The organism is Hymenobacter humi (assembly GCF_042665855.1).
GTDB lineage: Bacteria > Bacteroidota > Bacteroidia > Cytophagales > Hymenobacteraceae > Hymenobacter > Hymenobacter humi.
This window is the reverse complement of the sequence record NZ_JBHTEK010000006.1, coordinates 77,481-91,492: the sequence shown is the minus strand read 5'-3', so window position 1 is coordinate 91,492 and position 14,012 is coordinate 77,481. Positions and strand designations below refer to the sequence as shown.

The following is a 14,012-nucleotide window of genomic DNA, read 5'->3' as shown; positions in this document are numbered from 1 at the left end:
TTGTATGCTGAACCTGCTGGCTTTTATGCTGCGCGACTTGCTGCGCAACCGCACCGTGCTGGCCTACGCGGGCCTGCTGTTGCTGCTCACCACCGGCCTGTGGTGGCTGGACCCGGCGCCCGACCGCCTGGCCCTGAACCTGGTGAACGTGACGCTGCTGTTCGTGCCGCTCTACACGGTGATTTTCACTATCACCTACTTCCACAACTCACGCGACTTCACCGAGCTGCTGGTGGTGCTGCCGCTGCCCCGCCGGGCCGTGCTGCTGGGCCAGGCGGGCGCCGTGCTGCTGTCGCTTTCCGGCGCGCTGCTGCTGGGCCTGGGCTTGCCGCTGCTGCTACTGGCGGCCAGGCTGGCGCACGCTCACGCTGGTGCTCACCGGCGTGGGGCTCACCTGGGTGTTCGTGGCTTTGTCCTACGCGCTGGTGCTGTTCGTGCCCGAAAAAATCAAGAGCATCGGGTTGGGCCTGGCCATGTGGTTTACCCTGGCCATTCTCTACGACGGGCTGGTGCTAGCCTTGGTGTACTGGTTTAGCGACTACCCCGTGGAAGCCTTCGTGGTGCCGGTGGCCAGCCTCAATCCCCTGGATTTGGCCCGCATCGTGGTGCTGCTGCAGTTCGATACGGCCGCGCTCATGGGCTACACCGGCGCTGTGTATCAGGACTTCTTCGGCAGCTACCTGGGCATGCTCGTAGCCAGCGCGGTACTGCTGCTCTGGGTAGCCGTGCCGCTGGTGGTGGCCGTGCGCCGCTTTAAACGCATGGATTTGTAAGTCGGCGCGCCTAATCTGGGACGCTTTGGGTAATGCAAGAATCGCTGGCCCGGACAGGACCCTGGTGGCCCGCATTAACCAGGAATTCGAACCCGGCCACGGAAGGAAATGGCAGCGAGGCATTAGCCCGGCGGGCGTCCCCGGCGGGCCGTTTCGTGCGAAGCGCTTAGCGGCTCAGTCCGGCATACGGGCATATGTTCTCAGGGAAAGTCCGAAGTCCGCTGAGCGTTTACCTTTACCTGCTGTCGCCCTGCTTATGCTTCGCTTCCACCGCGCCACCATCCGCCTGACGGCCACGACTCTGCTGGTCATCTTCCTGAGCGCCCTGCTGGGTCCGGTGGTGGCCCGGGCGCAGCTGCGGCGCGCACATTCCAAAGCCCGAGCACACCTGCACTTACCGGGCATGCCGCAGGCGCATCACCATCACGGATACGACGAGCACGACCAGAACGACGAGCCTAACGGGGACAAGCATCACGACCAGGACGAGCACCACGCGCCGGCCCTGCACGCCCCCAAGTCCCACCACGCCCACCACGGCTGCACAAGCCGCGACGAGCAGCAGCTCACGGGCCTGAGCCCGCTGCTCAAGCTGCTGGCCGCGCCCGCGGCGCCCGCCTTGCTGGCCCTGCCGCCGGCCCTCAGCTTCGCTTTCCGCCCGTTTCAGGCCTGGGACCGCGAGCAGGCCGTGGCGCTGGTGCCGCCCGGGCACCTCAAGCCCAAAATCCCCGACCTGCGCATCTTTATAGGCGCGCTGGTAATCTGATGCCCCGCAACCCTTAAGGTCCACGCTGGTATGGCTATGCCGTGCCCGGCGCGGACCTTTTGCATGCCCGCTTCCCTTTCTTGGTTTCTGGTTTTCTCTTTTTCGTTCAGCAGCCATGCTCGACCGCATCATTCACTTCTCGATTACCCACAAGCTGCTCGTTGGCTTGCTCACGCTGGCGCTGGTGGCCTGGGGCGGCTACTCGGTGGTGCACCTGCCCATCGACGCGGTGCCCGACATCACCAACAACCAGGTGCAGGTCCTCACCCAGACGCCCTCGCTGGGGGCGCCCGACGTGGAGCGGCTTGTCACTTTCCCCATCGAGCAGGCCATTGCCACCATCCCGGGCGTGGAGGAAGTCCGCTCCTTTTCCCGCTTCGGCCTCTCGGTGGTCACCATCGTGTTTCCCGACGACGTGGACGTGTACTGGGCCCGCACTCAGGTCACCGAACGGCTCAAGGACGCCGAGCGCCAGATTCCGCCCGGCGCCGGCACGCCCGAGCTGGCCCCCGTGACCACCGGCCTGGGCGAAATTTACCAGTATGTGCTGCACGCAAAAAAAGGCTATGAAAAGCAGTACTCGCCCACGGAGCTGCGCACCCTGCAGGACTGGCTGGTGCGCCGGCAGCTGCTGGGCACGCCCGGCGTGGCCGACGTCTCGTCGTTTGGGGGCTTTGTGAAAGAGTATGAGGTGGCCCTGGACCCGGAGCGGCTGCGCTCAATGGGCGTCACCGTGGCCGACGTCTACCGCGCCCTGGAGCAGAACAACGAGAACACCGGCGGGGCCTACATCGACAAAAACCCCTCCGCCTACTTCATCCGCTCGGAAGGGCTGGCCGGCTCGCTCGAAGACGTGGGCCGCATGGTGGTGCGCGCCCCCGCCGGCGGCGTGCCCGTGCTGGTGCGCGACGTGGCCCAGGTGCGTTTCGGCCACTCTGTGCGCTACGGCATGATGACCCGCAACCAGGAAGGCGAAGTGGTGGGCGCGCTGGTGCTCATGCTCAAGGGCGCCAACTCCTCGGCCGTCATCAAGGCCGTGAAGGCGCGCATGGCCACCATCCAGAAAACCCTGCCCGAGGGCGTGGTCATCGAGCCCTTCCTCGACCGCACCAAGCTCGTGGACCAGGCCATCGGCACCGTCACCAAAAACCTGGCCGAGGGCGCCCTGATTGTGATTTTCGTGCTCGTGCTCTTCCTGGGCAACTGGCGCGCCGGGCTGGTGGTGGCCTCGGTCATTCCGCTGGCCATGTTCTTTGCTATTGGCATGATGCGCCTCTTTGGCGTGTCGGGTAACCTGCTCTCGCTCGGCGCCATCGACTTCGGGCTGATTGTCGACGGCGCGGTCATCATTGTCGAGGCCATCGTGCACCGGGTGGCCACGCTCGGGCGCCCGGCCAGCAGCGCTGAGCTCACCCGCCCCGAGATGGACGACGAAGTGTACCATGCGGCGAGCAAAATCCGCTCCTCGGCCGCGTTTGGCGAGATTATTATCCTGATTGTGTACCTGCCGCTGCTGGCGTTGGGCGGCATCGAGGGCAAGATGTTCCGGCCCATGGCCCAGACCGTGGCCTTCGCCATCCTGGGCGCTTTTCTTCTCTCGCTCACCTACGTGCCCATGATGTCGGCGCTGGCCCTGAGCCGGCGCACCGACCGCCACGGCTTCTCGGACCGGGTGCTCGGCCGGCTGGCCGGGCGCTACCAGGGCGTGGTGGCCTGGGCGCTGGGCGCCAAAACGCTGATTCTGGGCGCGGCCCTGGCTTTGCTGGTGGGGGCCGGCCTGCTGTTCGCCACCCTGGGCGGCGAGTTTATTCCCACGCTGGAAGAAGGCGACTTCGCCGTGGAAACGCGCGTGCTGCCCGGCTCTTCGATAACCTACACGGCCGAGAAAGCGCAGCAGGCGGCGGGCATCCTGCTCAAAAACTTCCCCGAAGTCAAGGAGGTGGTGGCCAAGGTGGGCTCCTCCGAGATTCCCACCGACCCCATGCCCCCCGAGGCCTGCGACCTCATCATCGTGCTCAAAGACAAGCAGGACTGGACCTCGGCCGGCAGCCGCGAAGAGCTGGTGGACAAGATGTCGGCCCAACTCAGCCGCATTCCCGGCGTCACCTTCGGCTTCCAGCAGCCCATTCAAATGCGCTTCAACGAGCTCATTTCCGGCGCCAAGCAGGACGTGGTGATTAAGATTTTTGGCGAAGACCTGCAACAGCTTGACTACTACGCCCAGCAGGTGGGAGCGGTGCTCAAAGGCCTGCCCGGCGCCACCGACCTCTACGTGGAGCGCGCCACCGGCCAGGCCCAGATTGTGGCCCAGGCTCAACCGTGACAAGCTGGCTCAGTACGGCCTCTCGGTCCAGGACGTGAACCGCACCATCCAAACGGCCTTCGCCGGCCAGGTCGCCGGCCAGGTGTTCGAGCAGGAGCGCCGCTTCGACCTCGTGGTGCGCCTGCAGCAGAGCTACCGCCAGGACATCCGCAACCTGCGCCAGCTGTTCATCGCCACGCCCGACGGCCGCCAGATTCCCCTGGAGCAGGTGGCCCGGGTCGAGGTAATTTCCGGCCCCAGCCAGATTCAGCGCGACGACGCCCGGCGCCGCATCATCGTCGGCTTCAACGTGCGCGGCCGCGACGTGGAGAGCCTCGTCAAGCAGGTGCAGCAGCGCATCGAGCAGCGGGTGAAGTTCGCCCCGGGCTATTACGCTACCTACGGCGGGCAGTTTGAGAACCTGCAGTCGGCTCGGGACCGCCTGCTGGTGGCCGTGCCGGTGGCGCTGCTGCTCATCTTTTTGCTCCTGTACGCCACCTTCAACTCTATCAGCCAGTCAGTGATGATTTTCACGGCCATCCCGCTCTCGGCCATCGGGGGCGTGCTGGCGCTGTGGCTGCGGGGCATGCCGTTCAGCATTTCGGCGGGCGTGGGCTTCATTGCCCTGTTCGGGGTGGCCGTGCTCAACGGCATCGTGCTCATCGGATACTTCAACCAGGCTCAAGGAGGAAGGCATGACTGACCTGCGCGCCCGCATCCTGGAAGGCACCCACGTGCGTTTGCGCCCGGTGCTGATGACGGCCGCCGTGGCCTCGCTGGGCTTTCTGCCCATGGCTTTGTCGGGCTCAGCCGGCGGCGAGGTGCAGAAGCCCTCGCCACCGTGGTCATAGGCGGGCTGGTCACGGCCACTTTGCTCACCTTGCTGGTATTGCCCGTGCTCTACTACCTGGAAGAAACCTGGACGGCACAGCGAGCCCGGCGCAAGGCCGCAGCCTCAGCGCCCGTGCTGGGGACGACAACCGTACTGCTGTTGGCACTGGGCCTGGCGCTGCTGCCCGGCCAGGCCCGTGCCCAGCAGCCCGGCCCACCCGCCGGGAGTGCGCTCAACACCACGCAGGTGGTGGAGGCCGCATTGGCCCAGAGCGGCACGGTGCTCGGCGCCCAGCAGCAGGCTCGAAGCCCAGCAGGCGGCCGTGCGCATCGCCCGCGACATCGGCCGCACCACGGTGCAGGCCAGCTACGGGCAGTACAACTCCATCCATCAGGACAACCTGTTTACCATTACCCAACCCCTGGCCTGGCCGGGCTACTACCGCACGCTCTCGGCCCTGGCCCGGGCGCAGGTGGCCACCAAGGAGCAGCAGGCGGGGTTGGCCCGCGCCGAGGTGCGCCGGCAGGTGCGCCGGCAGTACGAGGCTGCCGTGCACGCCCGCCACCGCCTGCGCACCCTCCGGGCTCAAGACAGCCTGTACACGGCGTTTGTCCGCGCCGCGCGGCTGCGCTTCCGCGCTGGCGAAACCGCCCGCCTGGAAGTGGCCACCGCGCTGGTGCAGCAGGGCGAAACCCGCACCCGCCTGGCCCAGGCCCGCACCGAGTACCAGGTGGCCGTGCGCCAGCTGCAGGCCCTGCTCCAGCGCCCCCAGCCCGTTGCGGTCGCCGACAGCACGCTCACGGCGCTGACCCAGAAAGCGAGTGTGGCCCCAGGCGACACCACCTTCTTGGCCCGCAGCCTGCTGGCTCAGGTGCTGCGCCAGCAGGTAGCCGTGGCCCGGGCCGAAACCCGCCTCACCCAGGCCCAGGGCAAGCCAGGACTGAGCGTGGGCTACTTCAACCAGTCCATCATCGGCCCCCAGGTGGTGGACGGCACCACCCGCACCTACGGTGCCGGCGACCGGTTCCAGGGCGTGCAAGCCACCGTGGCCGTGCCGTTGGTGCCGGGCCCGCAAAAGGCGCGGGTACAGGCCGCCCGCCTTCAGGAGAAGGTCGCTCAGACCGGGCTGAGCCGCTACCAGGCCGAGCTGGCCGGCCGCGTGGACGAGCTGCTGGCCCTGCGCGCCGAGCTGCGGCAGCGCCTGCAGTTTTACCAGCAGACGGGCTTGCCGCAGGCCGTCGTCATCACCCGTGTGGCAACCAAGGCCTTCCAGGCCGGCGAAAACGGCTACACCGAATACCTGCTCAACCTGGACCGGGCCCTGCGCCTGCGCACCGACTACCTCGACGCCCTGCTGCAGCACAACCAGACCGTAATTGAGCTGGACTACCTGCTGAGTGACGACGAATAGACCGGCCCCAACTTCGCTTTTAGAAACTGATTTGCCATGAAAACCACGTTTTATAAGCTGGCCGTGCTAGCCCTGCTGCTCGGCGGCGCCGGCTGCAGCAGTAAAGAGACCACCGCTCCCGAAGCGGCCGACGCGCCCGGCTCGGACTCCGAACGCCCCGCCGCGCCGGCCGACCAGGTAACGCTGAGCGCCGACGAGCAGCAACTGGCCCGGGTGCGCACTGGCGCGCTCACCCGGCGCGTGCTCGGCGGCGGCCTCAAGGTTAATGGCGTGCTCGACGTGTCGCCCGACCAGCTGGTGTCCATCAGCGCCCCGCTCGGCGGCATCGTCGAGCGCACCGCCCTGCTGCAGGGCATGCGCGTCCGCAAAGGGCAGGCGCTGGCCACCATCCGCAACCCCGAGTTTATCCAACTCCAGCAGAGCTACCTGGAAACCCAAAGCCAGCTCACCTTTGCCCGGGCCGAGCTCGAGCGTCAGCGCGAGCCTGGTGCGAGAGGAAGTAGCGCCGGCCAAAAACCTGCAGCGGGCGCAGGCCGAGTATAGCGCCCTGCAGGCGCAGGCGGCCGGGCAGCTGGCCCGGCTGCGGCTGGCCGGCCTGCCGGTGGGCCGCCGCCCGTTGGTGAGTACGGCCACGCTGCGCGCCCCCAAGGATGCATTTGTCAAGTCGGTTCACGTTACGGTGGGCCAGAGCGTGACGCCCACCGACGCCCTGTTTGAGCTGGTGGACCCCGCTCACCTGCACGTGGAGCTGACCGTGTTTGAAAAGGACGTGCCCCTGCTCCGGAAGGGCCAGCGCATCCGTTTCACCCTGCCGAACGACAGCAGTGCCGAGCGCACGGCCACGGTCTACCTCATCGGACGGGCCGTGGAGGAGGCGCAACGCACCGTGCGCGTGCACGGCCATCTCGACCGTGAAAATGACCCGGCGCTGCTGCCTGGCATGTTCGTGCGGGCCGTGGTGGAAACCACGAATCGCCGCGTCCTGGCCCTGCCCGACCCGGCCGTGGTCGACTACGAAGGCCAGCAGTACGTGTTCCGGCAGGAGCCCACGGCGGGCGGTCGGCAGGTGTTTAAAATGATTGAGGTTCGCCGCGGTGAGCAGGCCGACGGCTACAGCGAAGTGTTTATCCCGGGGGCGGCGGGCGCCGACAGCACGGCCCGGTACGCAACCGAAGGAGCGTACTCCCTCCTGAGCAAGCTCAAGAACCCCAGCGAGGATTAACACTTAGCCAGGGTGGCTTGCTATTCCCATTTTTATAACCAGGGTTTTGCTCCAGTGATTACTACGACGCTTCCTGCTGCAACCAGTGGCGCCGCAGGCCACAGGCGTGCACCCCATCAAAAACTCGGTGGCGTGCGCATAGCGTACCAGCACCTCCACGCGGGCGTGTAACCTTTCATGTCCACAGGTAACACAGGGCAGCAGCTCGCTTGCCTCAAGTTGCTCCTGCAGGAACCGTAGCTCATCGTCCCTAATATGCGGCAAGGTAGCGAGGGGCGCGGCTCCGCCAGAGGCTATGATGCACCTGGATAGAGTCTGTTTGCGGCGGCTCCAAGCTTTAGGAGCCGACCGCTTAACGAGCAGTCAGGCTGCAGCCGCTACTTGACGGTGAGTTTCCAGTAACCCGTGCCCGGCGGCGCCTAACGGGGCCGCATCTTCGGCTAAAGCAGGCAGCTTTGCCGCCCGGCTCACGGCATCGCCGACTGTTTGTAGATTGCCCCACCCAGGCAGGCCGTTTTCTCTACGGCTTTTGCAGCACGCAGCGGGTTCACGTACTCACTGCATTTCAGGTCATTAAAGTTGATGACGCGTAGTGGGACTTCCGGCCGGTGCCCCTCCCCTGCCGCCGCAGACTGGGCATCCGCGAGCACAAAGGCTTTCTGAGTACCCTCAGCCAGTACCCTAAGCTTAAAGTCGTAGTTGAGCCCAGCAAACCCTTTGGACTTGACCTGCTTAATCAGTAGCTCCCCTATGGAGCAAGGCTTGCCGGCTACCTCCCCGCAAATCACCAGCGTGCCGCGGAACGGGTTGGTTATGTTAATCGAGCCACCGTCCGTAGTGACCAAACTCAGGTTGTGCTCTTATGCCTGCTGCAGGCGCTGGTTGCGCAGCTCAAACCGAACGGTGTTGGGCCAGCGCTACCCCCGCTACCATGCCGCCGGCCATGGGTAACACCGCAGCCAGTGGCCCATCCTGGCCATTACGCCAGCCGAAAACGAGGCCAGAGCCAGCAGCACCCAGCCCAGCAATCACAGAGCGCCGGCCCCGAGTTAAAACCGCCGCAGGCTGAAGCTGCTTGGGCTGCCAGCGCCGCTCCCCAAGGCGCGTGGGCGGAACCTTCAATAGCAAGCGCATCGCCCCCCTCCTACCACGATTGTAGCCCGGACCAGCAGCCCCAAGAGTTGGTAAATGACTAGGGGCAGCCTGCTGGTTGAGCTGCCCTACGCGCTCAGCTATCCGCTCATTGTGCTGGGGATGGGGCTCGGTCATAACGGGGGCAGCCTTTCGCCTCAGAGACAGTTTCTTATACAAAAGCTACCACTCAAATACCTGCCGGGCCTGTTCCTGCCAGTTGCTCAAACTGATGCGGCTCACGCGCCCGCCGGGGTTGAGCGTGATGCGCTGTTTCCGGTCCCGGGCCGAGACGACCACGTGCACGTAGGTAGACCCGCGGGCCGGGCGTGCCTGCCCAGTCCCGGCGGCCCCGGCTCTCACAGCCGCATCCGTGCCGCGGTAAGGGCGCGTGTAGAATGATGCCCCCACACCGGCTCATCCCTGCCACGGTTCCACCGTCTTTCAGGCGGAACCCTGCGGCGTAGGCATCACCTTCCGGGTGAAGCCCGCAGCTTCTGCTCGTTGTCCCCGTAAGCACCGATATCTGCTAGCTCTGCAGGGCTCGGGGTAAGCACCAAAGAGTAGAATCGGGTCTCGTTATTTCGCAGCCCTTTCACGTTGTAGTCTAGGGACGCCAGCACCGTTTCCTTGTAGAGGATGTCACGCTGGACGTCAAATAATTGGGCTTCTCGCCTGCTTTTTCGGCCTTCGTATGTGAAATAATTCTGGGCTTACGCTGCATTTATTTGGTTATCACAGCCCTTGTTTTTGTGGATTTTGGGGTTAATCGGCATCGCATGCATCGCCCTTATATTGCTTTTATTGTGTTTAATAAGGCGCCTTTATTTGTAGTGCGACAGGTCCGGATTCAGTCACTTTGGTGATACGCTCCCGATTTAAACGCCGTATTTTGTGCAGAGCCTCCCCTCCTGCTAGTGCCAGCGAGTTCTCCTCCAACTGCAGCTTCTGCACCTCCTTCGCCAGCTAGTGCAGCTGAGCGTGCAGCATTTCCAGCAGTAGGCCTCGCTCCTGCTACTGTAGAAAAGTCTGTCTGGGGTCGCCCAGCTTTTTATTTCACCATGCTTACCTACCCCTCCCGGGTCTATGGTTCGACCAGGCTCAGGCTGCGCTCGGCGAAGTCGCGAATGGCCGCATCGGCATACTCCATCCGTGTAAGGCCTAGCTAGGCTGCCTCTGCTCCTACCATCCAGTAAGCCGGACCACTGCCCTTAGGTGCTTGACCGCGGGGCTGCTGCGGGGCGGTGGCGAGGAATGGGACTCTAGGTGCCGCAATTTGCAGTTTTGAATCGTTAAAATCTGATTTTCAGGCCACTAACAGCTGGGCTTAAGCTTAAGCAACTCTGACGATTACCAACCGTCAATTTACCAAGGCTTTATGGCAGACAAAATGTGATTTTCTTGCTACTTCCATACCGATGGAGGGTGGCGATTGGCGGTCTGTTAAGTGTTGCGCAGGAGCGAAATGCACTAAGTATATTTATTTCTTAATAAATCAAGAAACTTAGAAGTCTGTTTGCCTTTCCCTGGCAGCTTTACGCCCTTGCCGGGGCTTCGTTTCTTAATATCTCAGCAAATAAGTTTAATAGGTACTTGAGATGAAATTTCGCAGGTAAACCAGTTAAGCGCCTTTCTTATTTACAAAGTGCTTTAATTACTGCTTGCTTTGTAAACTAGTTGATTTATTTTCTAGAAATTGATATACCTGCTTTTATATAATTTAGAAGTCCATCATAAGGAATTAATTGGTTATTTGTAATATTGTTTACTTGTATTTTTATTTCCTAAATATTTTATTTTCTTGTAAATTAATTTTTCTATTTCCTGAATATCTTACTTACTAATTTCATTGTTTGCTCGTTTTATTATTGACTTGTTATTTTGTTTACAAGTATTTTTATTTACTTGTTGACTTAATTGCCAGTTACTGTTTTTACATGTAATCTTGTTTCCTATTATTTTTATTTACACGTCAATTTGTTTGCAAATTTATTTATTTACCCTATATCAAGTATGGCATATTCCTGTTTTATTTGTTTATACATAAATTAATTTATCAGGAAATAATAAAATAAGTTTACAAGTAGCTTGGTAATTTAGGAAACTAGCTATTTACTTTACAGCGCCGCTTTCCCCACGGCCTGTCGCTTTAGTTCCCCTGCTTTATGAAAATCATTTGTGTTGCCAACCAGAAGGGCGGCATTGGTAAGAGTACCCTCATCACCGTGCTGGCCGGGGCCCTGGCCGCCGACTATGGCTACCGCGTGCTCGTGGTGGACGCCGACTCCCAGCAAACCCTCGCCGGCGTGCGACTGACCAACGACCAGCCCAGCGTGGAGCAGGAGCGGGAGGCCGGCACGCTAGCCGAGCCGGCCTTTCCCTACTCGCTCGAATCCGTGGGCATGGGCCAGGTGTACGACCGCCTTGACGAAATCAGCGACGACTATGACGTGGCGTTCATCGATGTGCCGGGCCGCTCCGATGACACGGCCATGATTGACGTGCTCAGCGGCGCCAACGTGGTGCTCGTGCCCCTCGGCGCCTCCGACGCCGAGCGCTTGGCCACCATCTCCTTTATGCAGTTGCTGCAGGAGATTGCCCGGCTCTCGCGGGAGCAGGCCCTGGACTTCCAGTTCTTCGGCGTGCACTCGCACCGCACCAACCTGAAAGAGGAAAAGGACATGGACGAGTTCACCGATGCTCTGGGCCTACCGCGCTTGCAGGCCTCGCTGCGCCAGCTCGGCTGCTACAAGCGCCTTTCTACCCGCTACAGCTACCTCAACCCGGCCTTCCGCCGCGCCGTGGGGGCCGATGCCACCGTGGAAGCGGAAGTGCGCGCCCTTTGCGACGAGCTTATTGCCCGCGCCCAACTCACCTCTGAACTCGTAGCATAATGGCCAAGATTCAACGCCTGAAAATCTCCACGGACGAGAAGATGTCCATGCTGCGCGGGCAGCCCGGGCACATGCCCGCGGCCCCTGCGCCAGTCGCCACGGAGCCCGTGGCTTCCGCGCCTGTCGCCACCAAGCCGGCGGCCCCAGCACCCGCCGCGGTCGCTGCTGAGTCCGCTGCTCCGGCAGTGGCGCCCGCACCTACGCCGGAACCGGCCGCAATAACTCCGGCAGTAACCGCGCCCCTGGCCGCAACTCCGGCTGCCGAGCCAGCTGCAGTCGCGCCGCTGGCGGCGCCTGCCCGGGCCGTAGCCCCCGGTGGTGCTGGCCGCGAAACGCGGGAGGGGCAGGCCGCCGAAAGTGGAGTCGCCGGCGCAAACTGAAGCAGCTGTTTCAGGCCTGCAGCCCTCGCTGATTCGCCTGGAGGGGGATACGCAGCGGGCCGCCCTGGCTTATATCCACGAGGAGCTCATGCGGAACAGCCGCCGCGTGTACCTCAAAGAGCTGGTCGACGAAGCGGTCAACTACTACCTGCAGCACGGCCCGCCGGCCCAGGCCCGGTAGAAGAGTAGGGTAGGGGAGGGGCCAGGGGAGGAATTTCCTTGCCTTGGCTCATCCATGCCCCCAGCTTTGTCTTTCATTACGGCGTCTTCCTGTACGGCCGCCCAACTCCCGCTGTATGCCAGTTACGCCGGTCCCTCTTCCCCTCCGGGCTTTGCCTGCCGACGCCGTGCTGGCCGACCTGCTGGCCGTGTCGATGACGGGAATCATCTACTACACCCCCATCTACGACCCGGACGGCTCCGGCGAGGTGGTTGATTTCACCTTCGTCTACCTCAACCCGGCGGCTCAGCGCATGATGAGCATGCCGGAGGTACCCAGCGTGACGCACAACCAGCAGTGGCCCCACAGCCGGGAGCAGGGCACCTTCGGCTTCCACGTCGACGCCTTTGTGAGTGGCGAGCCGCGGGAGTACAACATCAACTACCAGCACGACGGCTACGACAACTACTACCGCCTGGCTGCGCGCCGCTCGGGCCCGGGGCTGCTGGTGAGCTTCACCGACACAGCCGACCAGCCCCGCTCGCCCGTGGAAGTGGCCTTGCGGGAGGCCCAGGCGCGCGAGCAGGCCGCCCGCGCCGAAACCGAAGCCCAGCGCCAGCGCCTGCAGGACATCCTCATGGAGCTGCCCGCCAGCATGGCCACCCTGTCTGGTCCGGAGCTGGCTTTTACCCTTGTCAGCCCCGGCTACCAGCAGCTCTTTCCGGCCCGGACAATGCTGGGACTGCCCATTCGGGAAGCAATGCCGGAGATGGTCGAGCAGGGCCACATCGAGCAGCTGCGCCGGGTGTACCAGACGGGCACGCCTTTCTACGGCACCGAGCTGGAAACCTGGATGGACTTTGCCGGCACGGGGCAGCCCCAATGCCGTTATTTCAACGTGTTTTTTCAGGCGCTGCGCAATTCGGAGGGACTCGTTGATAGCGTGCTCAACTTTGCCTACGACGTTACGGAGCAGGTCGAGGCCCGGCAGCAGCTCCTCCAGCTCAACCAGGAGCTCGAAAGCAGGGTGCGGGAGCGCACCGCTGCACTGCAGGAAAGCGAGTCCCGCTTCCGCATCATGGCCGACGCCGCCCCCAACCAGGTGTGGGCCGTGAACCCGGATTCCTCGATACGCTACGCCAACCAAGCCTTTCTGGACTTTGTTGGCGTGAGCCTGGAGCAGTACGTGGCCACGGGTTGGGCGGCCTACCTGCCGCCGGAAGAGCTGGACCTGGCCCGGCAAACGCTGGAAGAGGCCATCCGCACGCGCACCATGTACGGGCTTGAACACCGCATGCGCCGGCACGACGGGCAGTACCGCTGGCTGCTGGCCCAGGGCGCGCCCAGCTTTTATCCCAACGGCGACCTCTACGGCTACGTGGGCTCGGCCATCGACATCACCGAGCTCAAGCAAACCAACGAGCAGCTGACCCGCACCAACCAGGACCTGGACAATTTCGTGTACGCCGCCTCCCATGACCTCAAACAGCCCGTCAACAACCTGACGGGCCTGTTCGAGGAGCTGCGTCACAGCACATCCTTCGGCAACCCGGCTGATGAGCAGCTGCTCGTGCCTCTGATTCAGGACGCGCTCCAGCACCTGGCCCTTACCATCGAAGACCTGGCCACGCTCGGGCAGGCCCAGCAGGTCAGCGAAGATGCCCCGCGGGAGGAAGTGTCGCTCGCCGACCTGACGGAGGAGGTAGTCAATACCCTCGAGCCGCAGATGCGGGCCGCCCGGGCCCGCCTCACGGTGGACTTCGCCGCCCGGCCCACGCTGGCTTATGCCCGGGCCAACCTGCGCACCATTCTGCTCAACCTGGTGGGCAACTCCCTCAAATACGCCGACCCGGCGCGGCCCGCGCGAATTCACGTTGCGGTCTGGGTGGAAGACGGGCAGCCCGTGCTGGTGGTCGAGGACAACGGCCTGGGCTTCGACGTGCAGCGCCACCGCGGCGAGCTGTTTCATCTCTTCCGCCGTTTCCACGACCACACCGAGGGCACGGGTGTGGGCCTCTACCTCGTCAACCGCATCGTGCAGGCCCAGGGCGGCGGCATAGCGGTGGAAAGCCAGCCCGGCGAAGGCGCTACCTTCCGCGTCCGACTGGGACGCGGATAAGCCGGGACCTGCCACCACCGGA

At 63.2% G+C, this 14,012-nt stretch carries 11 protein-coding genes and 2 pseudogenes; 10 read left to right on the top strand and 3 right to left on the bottom strand.

The window, feature by feature from the left end; all coding sequences use genetic code 11:
* Positions 1 to 4: 4 nt before the first annotated feature.
* From ACFQT0_RS30180 to ACFQT0_RS30135, 6 genes and pseudogenes are all read left to right on the top strand, one after another.
* A complete protein-coding gene (locus tag ACFQT0_RS30180) occupies positions 5 to 535 on the top strand; it encodes a hypothetical protein (RefSeq protein WP_380207156.1) in 531 nt (176 codons plus the stop codon).
* A complete protein-coding gene (locus ACFQT0_RS30175; protein WP_380207155.1) occupies positions 474 to 773 on the top strand; it encodes a hypothetical protein in 300 nt (99 codons plus the stop codon). Before ACFQT0_RS30180 ends, ACFQT0_RS30175 begins: the two co-directional genes overlap by 62 nt.
* A gap of 256 nt (positions 774 to 1,029) precedes the next feature.
* On the top strand, positions 1,030 to 1,539 hold the full coding sequence (locus ACFQT0_RS30170; RefSeq protein ID WP_380207153.1) for a hypothetical protein: 510 nt from the start codon (positions 1,030 to 1,032) through the stop codon (positions 1,537 to 1,539).
* A 115-nt stretch (positions 1,540 to 1,654) separates the two neighbouring features.
* Positions 1,655 to 6,084 (top strand): annotated as a pseudogene (locus ACFQT0_RS31825) (CusA/CzcA family heavy metal efflux RND transporter).
* A 36-nt stretch (positions 6,085 to 6,120) separates the two neighbouring features.
* Complete coding sequence (locus ACFQT0_RS30140) at positions 6,121 to 6,627, top strand: efflux RND transporter periplasmic adaptor subunit (RefSeq protein ID WP_380207144.1); 507 nt, start codon at positions 6,121 to 6,123, stop codon at positions 6,625 to 6,627.
* Positions 6,572 to 7,306 (top strand): efflux RND transporter periplasmic adaptor subunit, encoded by a 735-nt coding sequence (locus ACFQT0_RS30135; protein WP_380207142.1) that lies wholly within the window; start codon positions 6,572 to 6,574, stop codon positions 7,304 to 7,306. The genes ACFQT0_RS30140 and ACFQT0_RS30135 overlap by 56 nt, the downstream gene beginning before the upstream one ends.
* 467 nt (positions 7,307 to 7,773) lie before the next feature.
* On the opposite strand, the gene ACFQT0_RS30130 is transcribed toward ACFQT0_RS30135, so the two are convergent.
* The 3 genes and pseudogenes from ACFQT0_RS30130 to ACFQT0_RS30120 form a co-directional block, all read right to left on the bottom strand.
* Complete coding sequence (locus ACFQT0_RS30130) at positions 7,774 to 8,151, bottom strand: hypothetical protein (protein WP_380207140.1); 378 nt, start codon at positions 8,149 to 8,151, stop codon at positions 7,774 to 7,776.
* Between the two features lie 469 nt (positions 8,152 to 8,620).
* Positions 8,621 to 8,848, bottom strand: a complete 228-nt coding sequence (locus tag ACFQT0_RS30125) for a DUF5712 family protein (RefSeq protein WP_380207138.1) — start codon at positions 8,846 to 8,848, stop codon at positions 8,621 to 8,623.
* 59 nt (positions 8,849 to 8,907) lie between these two features.
* Positions 8,908 to 9,132 (bottom strand): annotated as a pseudogene (locus tag ACFQT0_RS30120) (DUF5712 family protein); the annotation flags it as partial.
* Positions 9,133 to 10,602: 1,470 nt separating this feature from the next.
* On the opposite strand from ACFQT0_RS30120, the gene ACFQT0_RS30115 reads away from it, so the two are divergent.
* From ACFQT0_RS30115 to ACFQT0_RS30100, 4 genes are all read left to right on the top strand, one after another.
* Positions 10,603 to 11,331: a ParA family protein gene (locus ACFQT0_RS30115; RefSeq protein WP_380207136.1), complete on the top strand. Its 729-nt coding sequence runs from the start codon at positions 10,603 to 10,605 to the stop codon at positions 11,329 to 11,331.
* Positions 11,331 to 11,711: a hypothetical protein gene (locus tag ACFQT0_RS30110; protein WP_380207134.1), complete on the top strand. Its 381-nt coding sequence runs from the start codon at positions 11,331 to 11,333 to the stop codon at positions 11,709 to 11,711. The genes ACFQT0_RS30115 and ACFQT0_RS30110 overlap by 1 nt, the downstream gene beginning before the upstream one ends.
* Positions 11,689 to 11,892 (top strand): hypothetical protein, encoded by a 204-nt coding sequence (locus tag ACFQT0_RS30105; protein WP_380207132.1) that lies wholly within the window; start codon positions 11,689 to 11,691, stop codon positions 11,890 to 11,892. Before ACFQT0_RS30110 ends, ACFQT0_RS30105 begins: the two co-directional genes overlap by 23 nt.
* 151 nt (positions 11,893 to 12,043) lie before the next feature.
* Positions 12,044 to 13,990 (top strand): PAS domain-containing sensor histidine kinase, encoded by a 1,947-nt coding sequence (locus ACFQT0_RS30100; protein ID WP_380207130.1) that lies wholly within the window; start codon positions 12,044 to 12,046, stop codon positions 13,988 to 13,990.
* Positions 13,991 to 14,012: the final 22 nt, after the last annotated feature.

Bases quoted from the DNA above. Each gene is read 5' to 3' on its own strand.
- ACFQT0_RS30175 (WP_380207155.1), top strand. From the start codon at position 474: ATGTGGTTTACCCTGGCCATTCTCTACGACGGGCTGGTGCTAGCCTTG.
- ACFQT0_RS30170 (WP_380207153.1), top strand. From the start codon at position 1,030: ATGCTTCGCTTCCACCGCGCCACCATCCGCCTGACGGCCACGACTCTG.
- ACFQT0_RS30140 (WP_380207144.1), top strand. From the start codon at position 6,121: ATGAAAACCACGTTTTATAAGCTGGCCGTGCTAGCCCTGCTGCTCGGC.
- ACFQT0_RS30180 (WP_380207156.1), top strand. From the start codon at position 5: ATGCTGAACCTGCTGGCTTTTATGCTGCGCGACTTGCTGCGCAACCGC.
- ACFQT0_RS30110 (WP_380207134.1), top strand. From the start codon at position 11,331: ATGGCCAAGATTCAACGCCTGAAAATCTCCACGGACGAGAAGATGTCC.
- ACFQT0_RS30115 (WP_380207136.1), top strand. From the start codon at position 10,603: ATGAAAATCATTTGTGTTGCCAACCAGAAGGGCGGCATTGGTAAGAGT.